Raw genomic sequence first — 17,859 nt, forward strand, 5'->3', positions numbered from 1 at the left:
GAACCTACGTGGAGCCGCGCGCAGAGTCCTCTGCCGTCCGGATTTCAGCGTGGCGGCATCCACGGGAGCTCGGTCACGCGGAGGCGGGCGGCACCATATGGAACGAGGACGACCTGGTCCGTCCCTGCCTTGGTGTCGACAGGACTGGGTGGTGGACTGCCGGCGGCTCCGTGCTCGACTCTCCAGTTCGCAAGTCGCCGACCTGTGGCGTGCACCGCGAGCCGCACGCCTTCCGGTGAGAAGGGCGGGCCTACGCCTGCCTGTCGGCGTACGGTCAAGGACTTCTCTGGATTGGCCGGATCGAGTTCGACGGCGTAGTTCCACGGTGTCGTCGGGTGTACCTCCCAGTCGGGGTACGACTCGTGGCCGCCCTTGCGTTGCCACGACTCCCCTACCGCGAGGGCGAAGGCGAGCGGACCGCGCCACATTGTCACGGCGTTGTTCGGGCGCTGTTCGGCCCGCATCCGGGCGGGCAGGCGGAGCGTGAGCACTTGCTCCCCCACCCACTCCCGGTGCATCCGGTGGACGCTGCCGGGATCGAGTGCGACAGGCGGGGCGTCACCGACAGACAGGCGCGGGTCCACGGCCCAGCCCGGCACGCGCAGCGACAGCGGAAACGCAACCGGCTGGTCAACCCGAACCACGACGGTGACCGTGTCGTCGAACGGATAGCTTCCGCGCACCTCCACCCGCACGGGCGTTTCATGAACGCTCGTCTCGAGCACGCATGGTGCGTACGACAGGGCGAGCAGCCCGTCGTCGGGGGTGGCCATCCAGAGGCGGGCAGCGAACTTCGGCCAACCCTGGTGGCGGTTGGCGGTACAGCAACCAAAGTGCGGCTCGAGGCCGAAGACGTTCGCGTCCGGCCCGTTGTTGGTGTAAATGCGGTCCTGCGTCACGTGAGACACGACCTGGTTCGCCTGCTGGACGTACTGGTGCCCACGGTCGTCGACCGTCGCGCAGGCCGGAAGGGCGTTGTAGGCAAGGCGTTCCAGCCGGTCGACGAGTGCCTCCGCCGCACCCCAGACCTCGACGGCGGTCTCGAGGGAGAACATCTGCTCGACGACCGCGCAGGTCTCCGTTCCCTGGGAGGGGTGTCGGCCGGCCAGGTGTTCGTCGGCACTGAACAGCCCGGATGCCTGCCCGTGGTGCTGGTCCAGCTGGGCGAGCAGGCGGCCGAGAAGCTCGGGCGGTGCGGGATCCTCGCTCTGGCGCGACCAGACGGCGGGCGCCTTCATCCCCATGGCGACGTTGACGCCGTGGGTCGCCATCATGTCGTCGTTCATCCAGACGCCGCCGGCTCGCCGCCGGAAGTCGTCGAGGGTCGCCTGCGGCACCTTGTCGCGGTAAGGAAGCGATTCCGCGAACGCGGTCCAGTCGTACCCCTGCCGATGCACGGCCTTGGCGAGGTCGAGCAGGAACGACTCGCCGGTCAGGTCGTACAGCCTGTGCAGGGACAGCACGAGGTCAGCCCACCGGCTGCGACCCCAGTCGTGCAACGGAGTCCGGTCGAGTCGTGGCGCGAGTGCGCGCGCGAACCGCAAGGCCGCCTTGACGATCCGCTCGTCACCGGTCGCCGCGTGGTACTGCAGCAGCGCCTTGAGTACCACCATCCGCGGCCACACGTCTCCGGCGGCGCGAGGATCGGCGTCCGTGCGGGCCTGGCCATCGGGGCACGGGCTGAGCCAGCCGTCGTCGGTCTGGCGGTCGAGGATGGCCGCCACCCACCGGTCGACCTTCGCGCGGAGCATCACGTCGTCGAGTAGGAACGCGAGCGGCGTCACGCCGTCCAGCCAGTACGGGCCACGTTCCCACCCGTCGGCGGACCCGCCGATCCAGGCGCTATCGCCGACGTCGGGCCAGATCTCGTCGAGGTGGCCGGCCATGCCGTCGGCCTGGGTCTGGACCTGGCGGGCGAGCCAGCCCGCGGGCCGGAGCTGACCGAGCGGTAGGGCTCGCAGGGCAGCCGGACGCAGGCCGCTCAACGTGACAGCAGGGAACGCAGGACGTACTGCATGATCCCGCCGTGGCGGAAGTAGTCGGCCTCGCCGGGAGTGTCGATGCGGACGACGGCGCGGAACTCCTTGCCGTCCGCGCGCACCGTCACCTCCCGCGGGGTCCTAGCGGAGTTCAGCTCCTCGATCCCCACGATGTCGAAGGTCTCTTCGCCGGTGAGTCCGAGCGACTCAGCCGACTCCCCCGGCGCGTACTGCAGCGGCAGCACGCCCATGCCGATGAGATTGGACCGATGGATGCGTTCGTACGACTCCGCCAACACCGCCTTGACACCGAGCAACGCGGTGCCCTTGGCCGCCCAGTCGCGGGACGAGCCCGAGCCGTACTCCTTGCCGGCAAGGACGACCAGCGGGGTTCCGGCAGCCTGGTAGTGGATCGAGGCGTCGTAGATCGTCGCCACCTCGCCACCGGCGGTGAAGTCGCGGGTGAGGCCACCCTCCGTGCCGGGCGCGAGCTGGTTGCGCAGGCGGATGTTGGCGAACGTCCCGCGGATCATCACCTCGTGGTTGCCGCGTCGCGAGCCGTACGAGTTGAACGACCGCGGTTCGACACCGTGCTCCAGGAGGTACGCACCGGCCGGGCTGTCCCGCTTGATCGAGCCGGCCGGGGAGATGTGGTCCGTCGTCACCGAGTCGCCGAGCTTCGCCAGCACACGTGCGCCGGTGATGTCCGACACTGGCGCCGGCGACGCCGGCATCCCTTCGAAATAAGGGGGTTTGCGGACGTAGGTCGAGTCGGCGTCCCACGCGAAGAGATCGCCTTGCGGCGTGGGAAGGTTCTGCCAGCGCTCGTCGCCGGCGAAGACGTCGGCATAGTCGCGGGTGAACATCTCGGCAGCGAGCGCGCCCGCCACGACGTCCTCGATCTCCTTCTCCGACGGCCAGATGTCGGCGAGGAAGACGTCGTTGCCCACCGAGTCTTGGCCCAACGGATCGTTCACGAGGTCGACGTCCATGCTGCCGGCGAGTGCGTACGCCACGACGAGTGGTGGCGAGGCGAGGTAGTTCATCTTGATGTCGGGGTTGATCCGGCCTTCGAAGTTCCGGTTGCCGGACAACACCGACACGACGGCGAGGTCGGCGTCGTTGACCGCCTGGCTCACTTCGGGGATGAGCGGTCCGGAGTTGCCGATGCAGGTGGTGCAGCCGTAGCCGACGAGGTTGAACCCGAGCTTGTCGAGGAAGGGAGTCAGACCCGCGCGCTCGTAGTAGTCCATCACCACCTTCGACCCCGGCGCCAACGTGGTCTTGACCCACGGCTTGCTGGTCAGCCCCTTTTCCACGGCCTTCTTCGCGAGCAGCGCCGCACCCACCATCACCGACGGGTTGGAGGTGTTGGTGCAGGAGGTGATCGCCGCGATCACGACGGCGCCGTGGTCGACCTCGCACTCGGTGCCGTCGGCGAGCGTGATTCGGGTCGGCGAACTCGGGCGACCGTTGCCGGACGCGGCGGCGGACTCGAAGGTGCGCGGGGCGTCAGCGCCGTTGCTGCCGGTGTAGGAGGGCGAGTCGCTGGCGGGGAACGACTCCGCGTCAGCTTCGTCGTAGCCCCTCTCCTCGACCGGCTGGGCGTCGCCGACGTAATCGCCCAACACCGTGCGGAACGCCTGCTTCGCCGCACTCACGCTCACCCGGTCCTGCGGTCGCTTCGGCCCGGCGATGGAGGGGACGACGCTCGCCAGGTCGAGCTCGAGGTACTCGGAGTAGTCCGGCTCTCGCGACGGGTCGTGCCAGAGGCCCTGCTCCTTGGCGTACGCCTCCACCAGAGCGACCTGCTCCGCGGAACGCCCCGTCAACTGCAGGTAGCGCACGGTCTCGTCATCGATCGGGAAGACCGCGATCGTCGAGCCGTACTCCGGCGACATGTTGCCGATCGTGGCGCGGTTGGCGAGCGGCACCGCGCCGACACCCGGGCCGTAGAACTCGACGAACTTCCCCACCACCCCGTGCTTGCGCAGCATCTCGGTGATGGTGAGCACGAGGTCGGTCGCCGTCGCGCCGGCGGGCAGCTCGCCGGAGAGCTTGAAGCCGACGACGCGCGGGATGAGCATGCTGATCGGCTGGCCGAGCATGGCGGCCTCGGCCTCGATGCCGCCGACACCCCATCCGACGACGCCGAGACCGTTGACCATGGTGGTGTGCGAGTCGGTGCCGACGCACGTGTCGGGATAGGCCTGTGTCACGCCGTCGACGTCGCGCTCGAACACCACGCGGGCGAGGTGCTCGATGTTGACCTGGTGGACGATGCCGGTGCCGGGCGGCACGACGCGGAAGTCGTCGAAGGCACCCTGACCCCAGCGCAGGAACTGGTACCGCTCGACGTTGCGTTCGTACTCGATCTCGACGTTGCGCGCGAACGAGTCCGGCGCACCGAAGACGTCGGCGATGACGGAGTGGTCGATCACCAGCTCCGCAGGTGAGAGCGGATTGATCGACGCCGGGTCGCCGCCGAGATCGCGCACGGCCTCGCGCATGGTGGCGAGGTCGACGACAGCCGGTACGCCGGTGAAGTCCTGCATGATCACCCGGGCAGGGGTGAACTGAATCTCCTTGCTGGGTTCGGCTTCGGCTTCCCAGCCGGCGAGGGCACGGATGTCGTCGGCGGTGACGTTGGCGCCGTCCTCGGTCCGCAGGAGATTCTCGAGCAGGATCTTCAGGCTGTACGGAAGACGGTCGGCGCCGTCGACGGCGGCGAGCCGGTGGATCTCGTACGCCGTGCCACCGACGTCGAGCTGGCCCCGGGCGCCGAAGCTGTCCAACCGGCCCTGGCCGCCGCCGTTGTCGTTGCTCGCCATTGTGCGTACTCCCTCGTCGTCGGCTGCTGCGGGCGTACCTCGTCGCCATCCTGCCTACGCGAACACGGACAGAACTGGTCAGGGTGCCCTAACTCACCGGCTCGCGGTGGACAGGTATCTCGATGTCAAGATACACGGTGGCGCCGGGACCGCGCCACCCGACCGGGCCGGCATGCCCGGACCAGCGAGGAGAAAGGTCAGTGCGGTTTGGTACCCCGCTGTTCCCTCGCCGCGAGCTGGGCGAGCCAGGCGTTGTACGCCGGCAACTCGACGTCTGTCCCCGCGTCCACGCGCCGGTCGAAACGCCGCGCTTCGCGGGTGTCCGATCGCATCCACTGGGCGAAGATCACGCCCAACACCAGCAGGGACGGGAGTTCGGCCGCGCCCCACGCGATGCCTCCGCCGACGTTCTGGTCGACCAGCGGATCGACCCAACCCAACCGGAGGGAGGAGTACCACGCCGCGCCGATCAGGGTGGTGCTCGTCATCACGATCACGCCGAAGAACGCATGGAACGGAAGTGACGCGAACAGCATCACCATCCGGCCGAGCGGCGGCAGCTTGTGCGGCAACGGATCGAGGCCGATCACCGTCGCGAAGAAAAGGCCACCGACGAGCAGGAAGTGCGCCGCCATCGCCAGGTGCCCGCTGTGCGAGCGCATCGCCCACACGAACATCGGCGAGAGATAGAAGGCGTAGAGGCTCACGATGTAGAGGCCAAGCGCGACCGGTGGGAAGGTCAGCACCCGCACGACGCGGCTGTGGAGCACGACGAGGAGCCACTCGCGGAGTCCGCGATCTGTTGCCGTACCAACGCGATCGATCGCCGCCTCCTCCTCGCCGGCGCCGCCGCTCGGTCCTTCGGTCCCGCCGTATGTCCTCGCGATCGATCGATGGTGCGCCGGCAACGCCCGCAGGGCAAGGGTCACCGGCGCTCCCATGACGAGCAGGATCGGCACCAGCATCGTCAGGGTCATGTGCTGGACCATGTGGACGCTGAACATCGCAGGTGCGTACGTCGCGACTCCGCCACAGAGCACGACCACCGCGACGGCGATGCCCGAAACCCAGGCGATCGTGCGACCGACCGGCCAGCGGATGTCCTTGGCCCGCAGCCGTCGTACGCCTCGCAGGTAACACACGAGCCCGATGGCCGCCAGCGTGAGGACGAGACTGTCGATCCGCCATTCGGAGAACACCCGCGACAACGAGAACGGCGCCACGTCGTAGCCGATGAGCGCGCCGGCCGTCGTGGCCGCCTGGCGCTCCTCCCCGACCGGCGTGGGAGTTCGCGCCAGGGCCACGGCCAGCGCCACCGTCGCCACCATGACGGCAACCTCACCCGCCGCGAACCGGCGGAACACTCCCGAGTCCTCGCGCTCCAACCGGGGCAGTATCGCGCGGCGATGCCACCAGCCGAACGCCCCCAGTGCCACCAGTGCGACGACCTTGCCGAGGACGAGCCGACCGTAGGACGTCGAGACGAGCTGCTCGACGCTCTCGATCCGCACCCAGGCGTTGACGACTCCCGACGCTGCCGCGGCGCAGAAGCACCAGAGCGCCACCGTGCTGAAGCGAGGCACCGCGGTACGCAGGACGGCTCGGCTCGAGCGCGCGTAGACCACGAGGCCGAGCAGGCCACCCACCCACAGCGTGATCGCCACGACGTGGACGATCAGGCTCGACGTCGCGATGTCATGGTTCGCCGCCCCCGCCGAGTGCCCTGTCAGGACCGGCGGAAGCGCTGCCGCGATCGCGAGGATCAGCAGGAGGGCCGCGCCGTTCGGGGTGCGGACGCTGCGCGCCGCCCCGGCGAGAACGACGGTGAGCACGACGACCACGCCCAGGGCACGTCCCTGGGACACCTCCGCGATGAAGCCCAGCAGCGTGCTCTGGTAGTCGACCTGTCCAGGGGGTACGCCGAGGAAGTCCGACAGCGTCAACGCCAGCGTGCCGGCTGCCGCGACGGCCCAGACCCATGCCCACCCGGCGGCGGAACGGACCGCACGCGCGGCGACGGGATCGAGATCGTCGCCACGTGACGGTGCCAGGACGCCGAGGAGCAGGGACCCGACCGCACCGACGGTGGCGAGGTCCATCGTCAGCTTGGCGACCGGGATCCCCCAACCGGTGAGGGCACCAGGGTCGGGAAGACCTGGCGCGGCCTGCTGCGGTCCACCCCCACCCACCCCCAGCGCGACCAGGAGCACACCGAGCGCACCCAACACGACAGCCGCCGCGACCAGCCAGGGTGCGGCGCGCGGGTCGAGACCGGGACTCCGGCGTTCCGTCGCCATCAGCGGTTCCTCATCCGTGGGCGCCGGAGTCCGGCGACGTGGGGCTGCGCCGCACGGCGAGCACCACGCCGACGGCGATCAACGGAATCAGGGCCAGCCCACCCACGATGATCGGCCAGCGACTGCCGCCTCCGCTCGCCCGCGTCGTGGCCGTGCCGGACGGCGCCGGCGTATCGGTCGGCGGGTCCGTGAGGGAATCGGTCGGCGGGTCCGTTGCCGAGGGTGCAGCCGTCGAGGGTGTCGCCGAGTCCGCCGGCGACGGTGCGAGGCCCGCGGCCCCCTTCTGGAGCCGGAACCGGAAAGTGCCCGTGATCGGATGCCCGTCCACCGAGACGACCCGCCAGGCGACCTGGTAGGTGCCGGGCAGGTTCAGCGTCCGCAGCGGCTGCGTCGCCTTCGCTCCGGAGACCTCGAGCGCACCGGCCTGGACCTTCTCGCCCCGGGGTCCGGTGACCGCCACCACGCCGAACCGGCGCCCGACCGGCTGGTCGAACGTCAGCGTCACCGCCGTGGGGGCCTGTCGCAGGTTCGCACCGTCGGCGGGCGTGCTCGACACCAACGAGTTGTGTGCAGACGCCGGTACCGGTCCGGCGAGCTGGGCGAGCGTGCATCCCACCAGGATGACCGCGAGCGTCAGGACCCGGACAAGGGGGGTCGCGGTGGCCAGCTCCCACCCGGGGTGCGAGCCACCACGTCCCCTCGGGACGACCGTCACCCGGCGTCCTTGCGGCGTACGGCGAGCAGGAGCAGCAGGGCAGCGGCGAGGCCGAGGACGCCGACACCCAGCCCGGCACCGCCCAGCAGCCGTGCGGTCTGGTCGGACGTCCCGACCGCCGCCACCTCGACGGGCGCGGCCGGGTCGTCGGAGCCGGACTCATCCTTGTCGGCCGCGGGTGCGGTGCCGTGGCCGGAGCCGCCTTCTTCTGGCGTGAGCGTGAGAACGGGTGCCGGGTGCTCAGGCTCGGCAGCGCCCTCACGGACCGGCTCGGTCCACTCGACCACCTCGCCGTCGTCGTAGGTCTGGACGGCGGGGAAGGCCAGCGACTCCTCTTCCGGTAGTGGGCCGACCGAGACCTCGAACTCGTCGAACTCGTCCGGGCCGATCCTGACGCCCTTCTCGGCGGTCCAGGTGATCGCGCTGACCGCCTCCTCGAAGGTGTAGTCGCCCGACTCGACCGGCTCGGGCAGCTTGGTCCTGGTGACCTGTGCCTTCCAGCCGTCGTGCGGCTTCACGCGGACCGAGGCCAGTGGGGTCTTCAATGGAAAGGACACCTTGACCTTGACGGTGGCGGCGGTGTCGGACTCGTTGGGGACACGGAAGGCGAGCTTGGCGTAGTTGCCCTGCGTCTCCTCCCGGGGATTGACCGTCACATGGGCGAACGCTGGCCCGGCGAGCAGGGCCAGCGCACTCGCGGTCGCCGCCGCGACGACCGCGCCGCGGCGAACTGGGTGGGAAAACATGAGAACCCTTCGGTGACGTGGCGCATGCGGCGCACCGACCGTCGACTCGGTGAGGTCGGCTGCGCGTCAGCAACGCCTGGCGATAAGAAGCTGGCGGCGAACATCGCGTCGCCGCGGCTCGGCTCGACGTGGAACGTCAGCGAGTACGCAGCGGGGGCCCACGCCTGGGATGCGCCCGGGCGCACAGGCTGGCGCCCGGTCGAGGAAGGTCCGGCGGCGAGGGCGCCGGTGAGCACGGCACGGTGACCACGAGCGGTGCGCCCAGCGGGGGCATGCGTACGAGCCCAAGAAGCTCGACGAGTGACCAGAGCACCGTGTCGCCGTGGGTCACCAGTGCGGCGGTGCCGGCGGCTGCCAGCAGGTGGCCGCCGACCATGGCGAGATCCGTGGGCAGGCCCATGCCGTGAGACCCGCCGGCGGCGGGCTGGGCGTGATCGCCAGCACCCGGGCCGGTCAGCGAGAACGCGAGGTGGAACCCCGCCTGCGCGGCCACCGCCCCCGCGAGTACCTGGCCGAAGGAGCGCTGTCGGTCGGCGAGAACGCTGAACCCCGCGCCGGTGAGCACCGCCACCGCGACCCAGGTGTGTGCCTTCGGGACATCTCCACCGCCGATGACGTGCCCCGCCAGGGCAAGCATGGCGCAGCACACGGCGAGAAGACCGCCGCGCGCGACACGCAGCAGGCCTCGGCCCGGGTGGCTCACGCTTGGCGTCCCCTCTCATCGGTGGCACTGCGGGGCTGGACGCTGGCGCGACGGCCGCGATCAGGAGGTTTGACGCCCGCCGGCCGCCGGCCTCATCTGCCGCCCGAGTCTAGGCGATCAGTCCCCCGGGGCTGGAGGCACGCTCTCCGCGAGCCCGGCCGCCGCCGCGACCCTTCCGGCCACCATGACCACGACGTCACCACACACGCAGCGGAGGTACCCCACCCACCCGGTGGAGGTCGCGTGCCACGACAGGTGCCGCACCCCCGGATCCGCCAACCTCCACCCGCACGACGGACACGCTGACGGGCAGGGCGACGGACTGGGTGACGGACTGGGTGACGGGGACGCCGGCGGGCAGGATGCGGAATGTGGGCTGTTGTGTCGCACCACCCCAGCATGCTGTCATGGGCTTGTGCACTTCAACCATTACGGCGGGTCCGCGGCACAACTGTCGACCGCGCTGGTCAACTTCTGCCACACCCACGGCGCCGACGATCCGGACGGCCTGCGTGCATTGCTGGCTGCCCACGACGTCCATACCAGGACGCTCTCCGCAACTCAGGCCGCGCAACTGCGTACCTGGGCCGACTCACTGCGTCAGGCGTACGGAGAAACGTCCCTCGAGCATCAGGTCGACACCATCAACGCACTGCTGGAGAAGGGAGCCAGCCGGCCGTTCGTGAGCCAGCACGGTGGCCGGTTTCCGCACCTGCACTACTTCCCCGAGGATCCCGACGTCGTGACGCGGGTCCGGGCACAGACCGCGGCCGGACTCGCGCACGCACTGTGCGACGCCGGAGGTCAACGGCTCGGGCGCTGCGACCGGGACAAGTGCGGCCTCGTGTTCGTCGACACGTCACGGGGAGGACGGCGCCGATTCTGTTCGCTCCGGTGCGCCAACCGAGTCCGCGTCGCCGACCACCGTCACCGAGCCACCCAGCGCCAGAAGTAGCCGACGCGCCCGAGGTGGGCCACGTGTGGTCACCGCCGTGCGGACGGCCTCCCGCCGGTCCGCCGGGGTCCGCCGCGTCGTACGCCACCGGGAGCGTTGACCTGCCGCTCGGCCCGGCGTTCGGCGATCTGCGACGAACGCAGCTGGTACGGCACGCTGGTCACCATCACGCCCGTGGTGAAGAGCAGGCGGGTCTTCAACCGAAGCGCGCTCTGGTTGTGGAGCAGGTGCTCCCACCAGTGCCCGACGACGTACTCCGGGATGTACACGGTCACCACATCGCGCGGACTCGCCCGCCGGATGTGACGGATGTAGTCGAGAATCGGCCGGGTGATCTCGCGGTAGGGCGAAGCGAGGACCTTGAGTGGCACCGGGATGCCGCGACGGTCCCATTCCTCGACGAGTTTGCGGGTCTCCTCCGGATCGACATCCACGGTCAACGCCTCGAGCACGTCCGGACGCGACGCCCGCGCGAACGCCAGCGCCCGCAACGCCGGCCGGTGCAGCTTCGAGACCAGGACGACCGCGTGCACCTTGGACGGCAAGGTCAGCTCATCCTCCGGCGCCGCCGTCAACTCCTGGGCCACCCGGTCGTAGTGCGCCCGGATTCCGCGCATGAGGACGAAGAGCACCGCCATCGCGAGGATCGAGATCCACGCTCCCTGGGTGAACTTCGTGACGAGGACGACGACCAGCACGACAGCGGTCACGCTGAGCCCGAAGCCGTTGATCAACCGGCTGCGTTGCATACGCCGGATGGCGCCCGGATCCTGCTCCGTCCGTAGCAGCGCTGTCCAGTGCAGGACCATGCCGGTCTGGCTCACCGTGAACGACACGAACACGCCGACGATGTAGAGCTGGATCAACGAGGTGACCTCGGCGTCGAACGCGACGATCAACACGATCGCGAACCCCGCCAGCAGGACGATCCCATTGCTGAACGCCAGCCGGTCGCCGCGGGTGTGCAGTTGCCGCGGCAGGTAGCCGTCGCGGGCCAGGATCGACCCCAGGACCGGGAACCCGTTGAACGCCGTGTTGGCGGCCAGCACCAGGATCACGCCGGTCGCCGCGGCGACGAAGTAGAACCCGATCGGGAAGTGGTCGAAGATCCCTCCCGCGAGCTGGCTGATCACCGGGTCCTGGTGATAGCCCGGTCCCACCGGAGTGCCGTCCGGGTTGAGCAGCTGGGTCGCTGGGCGTTCGACCATGCGCACGCCCATGGCGTTGCCCAGCAGGTTGACGCTCAGGCCCATCACCACGGCAATGACGCCGAGCAGGAGCAGGGTCGCCGCGGCGTTGCGCCCCTTGGGTCTGCGGAACGCCGGAACGCCGTTGCTGATCGCCTCCACGCCGGTGAGCGCGGCGCAACCGGACGCGAACGCCCGCAGGAGCAGGAACGCGGCGGCAAGCCCCGCGAAGCCCTGCGCGAACTCCGGTTCGGCGGCGATCTGGAGATCGGCGGACTCGGCGTCCGGCAGCGTCCCGAGGAAGTAGCGGACGAGCCCCCACAGCGACATCCCGAGAATCGCCGCCATGAAAAGGTACGTCGGGATCGCGAACGCCGTACCGGACTCTCGGATCCCGCGCAGGTTCATCGCCATGAGAAAGAGCGTGGCGATCACCGCGACCGTCGTCTGGTGCCCCTGCCACGACTCGATCGCCGTCGCGGCGTACTGCGCGGCCGAGGAGATCGACACCGCCACCGTGAGCACGTAGTCGACCAGCAGGGCACTGGCGACGGTGAGCCCGGCCGCGTGACCCAGATTGACCGTCGAGACCTCGTAGTCGCCGCCGCCGGACTGATACGCCTGCACGTTCTGCCGGTACGACGCCACCACCGCGAGCATGACGATCCCGACCGCGATGCCGATCTTCCAGGAGAAGGCGTACGCGGAGAGGCCGGCGAACGACAACATGATGAAGATCTCGTCCGGTGCGTACGCCACGGAGGACAGTGCGTCGCTGGCGAAGACGGGGAGGGCGATGCGCTTCGGCAGGAGCGTCTGGTGGATCTGGGTACTGCGGAGCTTGCGCCCGATCAGCAGCCGCTTGCCGAGGTCGCCTATTCCCACGGCAAGGATGCTAGAGGTAGCGACGGACGGCCGGTCGGCGGGCACCGTACGGGTTTCCGCGCCGGGGCGCGCTGCTGATCAGGCAGAGTCCGATGCCCGGTCCGCCACCGGCGGGGTGACGCGGTGTAGCGTCAGGGACGATCCGACCAGCGATCGGGCGAAGAAGGACACCGTGCACATCGTGATCATGGGCTGCGGACGCGTCGGTTCCACACTCGCGCACAGCCTCGAGGACCGCGGCCACAGCGTCGCCGTGGTCGACCGGGCGACGGAGGCATTCCGCCGGCTCGGCCCGAGCTTCGGCGGCCGGACCGTCACCGGCATGGGCTTCGACCGCGACGTCCTCGCCGAGGCCGGTATCGAGCAGGCCGGAGCCTTCGCCGCGGTCTCCAGCGGCGACAACTCCAATGTCCTGTCCGCCCGGATCGCCCGCGAGATCTTCCGGGTCGAGAACGTCGTCGCCCGGATCTACGACCCTGGGCGTGCTGAGGTCTACCAGCGCCTCGGCATTCCCACGGTCGCCACGATTCCGTGGACGACCCACCAGATCATCCGCCGGCTGCTGCCGGAAGGATCCGAGCCGGAGTGGCGTGACCCCACGGGGACCGTACGCCTGGCCGAGATCCACATCGACGCGGCCTGGGTGGGCCACCGGGTGAGCGATCTGGAGCGGACCACCGGGGCCCGCGTGGCGTTCCTGACAAGGCTCGGCGAGGGCGTCCTGCCCGGCCCCGACACGGTCGTGCAGGACGGCGACCTCGTTCACGTCATCATGCGCGAGGGCACGATCGACAAGGTGGAGAACGCATTCGCCTCGGGTCCGGAGGAACTCTGATGCGCGTGGTCATCGCCGGTGCCGGCAACGTCGGCCAGTCCATCGCGAGTGAGCTGGTCGAGAACCACCACGAGATCCTCCTCATCGACCGCGACCCGGCCGCCATGAAGGTCGAGGTCGTCCCGCACGCGGAGTGGCTCCTGGCCGACGCCTGTGAGCTCTCCACGCTCGACGAGGCCGCCCTGCACCGCTGCGACGTCGTCATCGCCGCGACGGGAGACGACAAGGTCAACCTCGTCGTGTCCCTGCTGGCCAAGACCGAGTTCGGTGTCCCGCGGGTGGTCGCCCGGGTCAACCACCCCAAGAACGAGTGGATGTTCAACGAGTCCTGGGGTGTGGACGTCGCCGTCTCGACGCCGCGGATCATGGCCGCACTCGTCGAGGAGGCCGTGAGTGTCGGCGACCTCGTACGCCTCTTCACCTTCCGACAGGGTGAGGCCAACCTCGTCGAGCTCACCCTTCCGGAGGACTCCACGACGATCGGCCGGCGCGTCCAGGACGTCTCCTGGCCGCCTGACACCACGCTCGTCACGATTGTCCGGTCCGGGCGGGTGTTGGTGCCGACCGGCGACACCCCCCTCGAGGGTCATGACGAGTTGCTGTTCGTCGCCATTCCCGAGCGGGAGAAGGAACTTCAGGAACTCCTGTCACCGCATGAGACCCAGCCTCCGACCGAAGACAGGTAGGGCGGCTTTGTCACGTGTGTCGTCGGGACCTCAGGAGCCGCCACGGGCCTGCCCGATCTTGTCGGCGGCCTGCTTCACCGCCGCCCAGTGCTCCCGCGGCACCGAGCCCTTGATCACGATGTAGCTGAGCCACAGGACGAGCAGCCACAACGGCCAGCCGAGGGCCACCCGGGCGATTCCGAGTGCGACGACCTCGCCGGCGAGATACAGCGGCAACTGCACCGCCAGTTTGACCGCGAACAGACCCACCCAGAGCCAACCTGCCCGCATGAACGCGCTCAGCAGCACGGGATCCTGCCGCCAGGTGGTTCCCCAGCCCGCGGCGAAGCCCACGATCAGACCGATCAGCGGCCAGCGAAGGAGGTTTCCGACGAGATAGGCCACGGCGTAGCCGGCGTTGATGAACAGACCCGGGAGATAGAAGTCCTCGGCCTTCCCGGTGGCGTTCGCGATCAGCGCGGCAATGGCGACGCCGATGAAGCCGCCGATGATGTTCTGTAGCGGGTCGCGACGTACCAGCCGGATCACGGCCAACACCGCACCGACCGACAGGGCGATGATCAGCGCCAACCGGAGATCCTGGCCAGACACCGTGTAGGCGATGAGGAAAGCTACGCCGGGTATACCCGCGTCGAGCATGCCTCCCCAGCCGCCGAACGCCCGGACGAGGGAGAACCCTTCCTGCGCCGAAGGTTCCGGCTCGTCCACGCGCTGTTGTTCGGCTGGCGGTTGGTCGGTCACCGCTGCTCCCTACTGGTCCGGGTCATCTGAGGGCCGAAGCTCATAGCGTGGGTTGTACATGATCCGCTCATCGTCGCGGAAAGCGATCAGCCCCTTCGCGATCAGGCCGCGCCCCGGTTCGATGCCGGCGATCCGGCGCCGGCCCAGCCAGACCAGGGTGACGGAGCCGGAACCGTCGTACAGCTCGGCCTCCAGCGCCGGGACGCCGCCTCGCGGTCGGAGGGTGACCGTGCGGAGGGTGCCGCAGAGTTGGACCTGTTCACGGTGAGCACAGCTCCCGATCGGCTCATAGCCCGATTCGAACACGTCGTCCTGCAGCTCGGCGGCCTCCAGCGCGTCCTGGCTGCTGGCGAGCCGGGAGAGGGCGCGGCGCCACATGCCGGTGCGCGTGGTCTTTCCACCCTCACTCATGGGGCGTCACGCCTCCTGGCCTCGGTCATGCGACGCAGGTTACCCGTGCCCGTGCCGCTTCGGCCGGTCGACCAGTCGCCGGACGGCTGCGGAGCCGTTCCGAGCCCGCCTACGTAGGTCGCGCAGCATGGGGGTCGCGCAACGGGATCATCTCGCCGGGCGCCATCGGACTCTTGCCGCGCACGACGACAATCGCGGACATGGCGGCAAGCAGGGGGCCTGCAGCCGCCGGGTCCGAGGCGGCCTGGCCGTGCAGGGTGCCGCGGAGGCCCCAGCGTGGGCCGTCGACGCCGACGAACCGCAAGGTCTTGTTGACCGGCTGACCGTCAGGTGTCCGACCCGGCATGATCACCTTGAGCTCGCGTCCGAACGGGCCCTCCCCTTCGGTCACGACCCCGCCCGCTCGCGTGACGTCGGCCGAGACGCTGCGCCGGTCCTCGTCCCAGAGGCCGCGGCTCTTCGGCGCCGCGAAGGCGCGTAGCTCGAGCGCTGATGCGCCCTGCACGAGGAACACGGCATCCACCTGTGATGCCTGGTTGATTCCCACCTTGACCTCGACTCCGGCCATTCTGGGGATCTGCAGGGCGCCGAAGTCGTCCCGGCCGGCCGCCGCGGGATCGGAGCCGTGCTCCACCTCGCTGGAGTCGTAGGGTCCTGGGCGTGAGGGGACGCCGGGGGCTCCGGAAGCGGCGGTCGGTGCACCCCCGGCGTACGGATCTGCTGGATCCCACGCCGCCTGGTCAGGCATGGCGTCGTCGGGACCTCGGCCGCGACGCCTCCGGTCCCGCGCGTCGAGATCGGAGGTCGTCTGTGAAGGCTGCGCCTTGCGAAAGATCACGTCAGGTTCCTCCCCCACGGGTCTGGCCCGCCTCGGTAAAGCCACCGGTCGAGCCATAGCCGCCGTCACCTCGCAGCGATTCGGGCAGGGTGTCGACCTCGATGAAGCGGGCTCGGTCGACACGCTGGATGACGAGTTGGGCGATCCGGTCGCCCCGGCGAAGCTCGATCGGCTGGTGCGGGTCGAGGTTGATCAGGACGACGCGGAGTTCTCCCCGGTAGCCGGCGTCGACGGTGCCAGGCGCGTTCACGATCGACATCCCGCATCGTGCCGCGAGGCCGGACCTCGGATGGACGAAGGCGGCGTACCCGGCCGGCAGCGCGAGGGCGATGCCAGTGGGGACGACCGAACGCTCCCCCGGCTGGAGGGTGAGGCCAACCGTGGTGACAAGATCGGCACCGGCGTCACCCGCATGAGCATAGGCGGGAATGGTGACGTCTGGGTCGAGACGCCGGATGAGAACCGGTACGTCGTTCTCGGGGGTCACGGTGCCCGACCCTACCCGTGGCACCGAGCGGGTGGATGGGAGGCTTGGCGGTCGTGAACGCACCGGCGGAGATCGACCCGGACCGGCACCAGTCCACTGCTGGCGCCACCCGCTACACCGAGCGCCTGTGGGTCCCGGTCTGGTGGTGGTTGGTCGTGGGCGGGCTGGCGGGCTCCTTCTGGTTCGCGGCCCAGCACGGGTGGCCGCATCTCGGTGGGCACCTCGCCGGACTCGCCACGACGCTGCTGTGCGCCGCCGGCCTCCTCGTCTACGGTCGGCTCGCGATCCGGGTCGACCAGCACTCGCTCCGGGTGGGCTCTGCCCGCCTCCCCCTCACGGCGGTGGGCTCGGCGCTTCCACTCTCGTCCGCGCAGGCGCGTGCCCTCCGCGGGCCGGCGGCAGACGCGACCGCGCGGATGTTCCTGCGGCCGTACCTCCCCCGCGGGATCCGCGTCGAGGTCACCGACCCCGCTGATCCGACGCCGTACTGGTACGTCGCGACCCGACGCCCGGAAGCCCTCGCCCGCGCGCTCGACGACGCGGTGGCGGCTGCGAGGACTCGAGACTGACCCCGCGGACCGGTACCGCGTGGAAGACTCGGGACAAGAACGGAGGTTTCACGTGGCTGGGTCGAAGCTTGGATGGACTGTCGTACGCGGCCTGAGCACCTTCGCCGCCGTGGCGGTGACCAAGAAGGTGGTCGACACCGGCTGGCGCTGGATCACCGGCAATGAGCCGCCGGCCGACCCGGACGATCCGGACCTCACCTGGCGCGAAGCCGTCACCTGGGCGGTGGCGAGTGGTGTCGGGGTCGCGGTCGCCAGGCTCCTTGCCGGCCGTCAGGCCGCCCGGATGTGGCGCAAGTGGACCGGTGAGCTGCCGCCCGGCCTGCGGCCCGACGACTCCGCGTGACGCGGGCATCCGGTTTCCGGCTCATAGGGCCAGCGCGGGTCACACGCGACGCGTCCGGCGCCGTGCCGACCGACTTCTCGAGCGGTCAACACGGCGCCGGACGCGTTCCTGCGAGCGGGGCCAGACCCTTGTCCGTGGCCACCAGCAGGCGGCCCGGACCGGGCTAGGCAGCACAGTCGCGGCAGACCGGTTGGCCCTTCTTCTCGAATGCGAGCTGGCTCCGGTGGTGGACCAGGAAGCAGTTCGAGCAGGTGAACTCGTCTGACTGGCGGGGCAGCACCCGCACGGATAGTTCTTCGTTGGACAGGTCGGCACCGGGAAGTTCGAACGTCTCGGCTACTTCGGCCTCGTCGACGTCGACCTTCCCTGAGTTCTTGTCCATGCGCCGCGCCTTGAGCTCCTCGATGCTGTCCTCGGAGAGCTCTTCGTCTGTCTTGCGTGGCGCGTCGTAGTCGGTGGCCATCGTCCCTCTTCCCCCTGGCTCAGCGGGTGTTGCGGTACGCACATCCTTGTGCGCAAACGTCGCGCTCGACCCCCTCTGGTGGTGGCGCGCTTGGCGGTGCGCCCATCACCGCTTGTCGAGCACGTAACGCGTGGCGGGCTGAACTTGTGCCCGATTCGCGGGCGCAGATTCTGCCCTATGCGGATCCG

At 69.7% G+C, this 17,859-nt stretch carries 17 protein-coding genes; 5 read left to right on the plus strand and 12 right to left on the minus strand.

Annotated features, from left to right (window positions below; genetic code table 11):
• Nucleotides 1–44: 44 nt before the first annotated feature.
• The 6 genes from ABN034_RS00875 to ABN034_RS00900 all read right to left on the minus strand — a co-directional run bounded on the left by ABN034_RS00875 (nt 45) and on the right by ABN034_RS00900 (nt 9,271).
• Nucleotides 45–1,985: a beta-L-arabinofuranosidase domain-containing protein gene (locus ABN034_RS00875; protein WP_349689045.1), complete on the minus strand. Its 1,941-nt coding sequence runs from the start codon at nt 1,983–1,985 to the stop codon at nt 45–47.
• Nucleotides 1,982–4,810, minus strand: coding sequence for an aconitate hydratase (locus tag ABN034_RS00880; protein ID WP_349689046.1), 2,829 nt, complete (start codon nt 4,808–4,810; stop codon nt 1,982–1,984). Before ABN034_RS00880 ends, ABN034_RS00875 begins: the two co-directional genes overlap by 4 nt.
• Nucleotides 4,811–5,007: 197 nt before the next feature.
• The gene (locus ABN034_RS00885) at nt 5,008–7,107 is read right to left on the minus strand and encodes a bifunctional copper resistance protein CopD/cytochrome c oxidase assembly protein (RefSeq protein ID WP_349689047.1); all 2,100 of its coding nucleotides are present in this window, start codon (nt 7,105–7,107) and stop codon (nt 5,008–5,010) included.
• 10 nt (nt 7,108–7,117) lie between these two features.
• On the minus strand, nt 7,118–7,822 hold the full coding sequence (locus ABN034_RS00890; protein WP_349689048.1) for a copper resistance CopC family protein: 705 nt from the start codon (nt 7,820–7,822) through the stop codon (nt 7,118–7,120).
• Nucleotides 7,819–8,568 carry a YcnI family copper-binding membrane protein gene (locus ABN034_RS00895; protein WP_349689049.1) on the minus strand — a complete coding sequence of 250 codons (750 nt, stop codon included), beginning with the start codon at nt 8,566–8,568 and terminating at the stop codon, nt 7,819–7,821. The genes ABN034_RS00890 and ABN034_RS00895 overlap by 4 nt, the downstream gene beginning before the upstream one ends.
• Nucleotides 8,569–8,704: 136 nt before the next feature.
• Nucleotides 8,705–9,271: a hypothetical protein gene (locus tag ABN034_RS00900; RefSeq protein WP_349689050.1), complete on the minus strand. Its 567-nt coding sequence runs from the start codon at nt 9,269–9,271 to the stop codon at nt 8,705–8,707.
• Nucleotides 9,272–9,686: 415 nt separating this feature from the next.
• Here ABN034_RS00900 and ABN034_RS00905 point away from each other — a divergent pair, with 415 nt between their 5' ends.
• A complete protein-coding gene (locus ABN034_RS00905; RefSeq protein ID WP_349689051.1) occupies nt 9,687–10,226 on the plus strand; it encodes a CGNR zinc finger domain-containing protein in 540 nt (179 codons plus the stop codon).
• Nucleotides 10,227–10,255: 29 nt separating this feature from the next.
• Here the strand turns inward: ABN034_RS00905 and ABN034_RS00910 are convergent, their stop codons facing one another.
• The gene (locus tag ABN034_RS00910; RefSeq protein WP_349689052.1) at nt 10,256–12,298 is read right to left on the minus strand and encodes an APC family permease; all 2,043 of its coding nucleotides are present in this window, start codon (nt 12,296–12,298) and stop codon (nt 10,256–10,258) included.
• Nucleotides 12,299–12,470: 172 nt separating this feature from the next.
• Here ABN034_RS00910 and ABN034_RS00915 point away from each other — a divergent pair, with 172 nt between their 5' ends.
• Both ABN034_RS00915 and ABN034_RS00920 read left to right on the plus strand, forming a co-directional pair.
• Nucleotides 12,471–13,133, plus strand: coding sequence for a potassium channel family protein (locus ABN034_RS00915; protein WP_349330729.1), 663 nt, complete (start codon nt 12,471–12,473; stop codon nt 13,131–13,133).
• Complete coding sequence (locus ABN034_RS00920) at nt 13,133–13,819, plus strand: potassium channel family protein (protein WP_349689053.1); 687 nt, start codon at nt 13,133–13,135, stop codon at nt 13,817–13,819. Before ABN034_RS00915 ends, ABN034_RS00920 begins: the two co-directional genes overlap by 1 nt.
• Before the next feature lie 30 nt (nt 13,820–13,849).
• Here ABN034_RS00920 and ABN034_RS00925 read toward each other — a convergent pair whose 3' ends face one another.
• From ABN034_RS00925 to dut, 4 genes are all read right to left on the minus strand, one after another.
• Nucleotides 13,850–14,560 (minus strand): DUF3159 domain-containing protein, encoded by a 711-nt coding sequence (locus tag ABN034_RS00925; RefSeq protein ID WP_349689054.1) that lies wholly within the window; start codon nt 14,558–14,560, stop codon nt 13,850–13,852.
• 9 nt (nt 14,561–14,569) lie between these two features.
• On the minus strand, nt 14,570–14,971 hold the full coding sequence (locus tag ABN034_RS00930) for an OB-fold nucleic acid binding domain-containing protein (protein ID WP_349689055.1): 402 nt from the start codon (nt 14,969–14,971) through the stop codon (nt 14,570–14,572).
• A gap of 109 nt (nt 14,972–15,080) precedes the next feature.
• Nucleotides 15,081–15,809, minus strand: a complete 729-nt coding sequence (locus ABN034_RS00935) for a DUF3710 domain-containing protein (protein ID WP_349689056.1) — start codon at nt 15,807–15,809, stop codon at nt 15,081–15,083.
• 1 nt (nt 15,810) lies between these two features.
• Complete coding sequence (gene dut, locus ABN034_RS00940; protein ID WP_349689057.1) at nt 15,811–16,296, minus strand: dUTP diphosphatase; 486 nt, start codon at nt 16,294–16,296, stop codon at nt 15,811–15,813.
• A gap of 53 nt (nt 16,297–16,349) precedes the next feature.
• On the opposite strand from dut, the gene ABN034_RS00945 reads away from it, so the two are divergent.
• Both ABN034_RS00945 and ABN034_RS00950 read left to right on the plus strand, forming a co-directional pair.
• A complete protein-coding gene (locus ABN034_RS00945) occupies nt 16,350–16,865 on the plus strand; it encodes a DUF3093 domain-containing protein (protein ID WP_349689058.1) in 516 nt (171 codons plus the stop codon).
• Nucleotides 16,866–16,917: 52 nt separating this feature from the next.
• Nucleotides 16,918–17,208, plus strand: a complete 291-nt coding sequence (locus ABN034_RS00950; protein WP_349689059.1) for a DUF4235 domain-containing protein — start codon at nt 16,918–16,920, stop codon at nt 17,206–17,208.
• A gap of 163 nt (nt 17,209–17,371) precedes the next feature.
• On the opposite strand, the gene ABN034_RS00955 is transcribed toward ABN034_RS00950, so the two are convergent.
• Nucleotides 17,372–17,671: a DUF4193 domain-containing protein gene (locus ABN034_RS00955; RefSeq protein WP_349330737.1), complete on the minus strand. Its 300-nt coding sequence runs from the start codon at nt 17,669–17,671 to the stop codon at nt 17,372–17,374.
• Nucleotides 17,672–17,859 lie beyond the last annotated feature (188 nt).

Source organism: Actinopolymorpha sp. B11F2 (genome assembly GCF_040195635.1).
Lineage (GTDB): Bacteria > Actinomycetota > Actinomycetes > Propionibacteriales > Actinopolymorphaceae > Thermasporomyces.

What these genes read in the sequence shown, in the direction of transcription:
- ABN034_RS00880 (WP_349689046.1), bottom strand. Translation starts at nt 4,810, where the DNA reads ATGGCGAGCAACGACAACGGCGGCGGCCAGGGCCGGTTGGACAGCTTC.
- ABN034_RS00885 (WP_349689047.1), bottom strand. Translation starts at nt 7,107, where the DNA reads ATGGCGACGGAACGCCGGAGTCCCGGTCTCGACCCGCGCGCCGCACCC.
- ABN034_RS00895 (WP_349689049.1), bottom strand. Translation starts at nt 8,568, where the DNA reads ATGTTTTCCCACCCAGTTCGCCGCGGCGCGGTCGTCGCGGCGGCGACC.
- ABN034_RS00920 (WP_349689053.1), top strand. Translation starts at nt 13,133, where the DNA reads ATGCGCGTGGTCATCGCCGGTGCCGGCAACGTCGGCCAGTCCATCGCG.
- ABN034_RS00930 (WP_349689055.1), bottom strand. Translation starts at nt 14,971, where the DNA reads ATGAGTGAGGGTGGAAAGACCACGCGCACCGGCATGTGGCGCCGCGCC.
- ABN034_RS00955 (WP_349330737.1), bottom strand. Translation starts at nt 17,671, where the DNA reads ATGGCCACCGACTACGACGCGCCACGCAAGACAGACGAAGAGCTCTCC.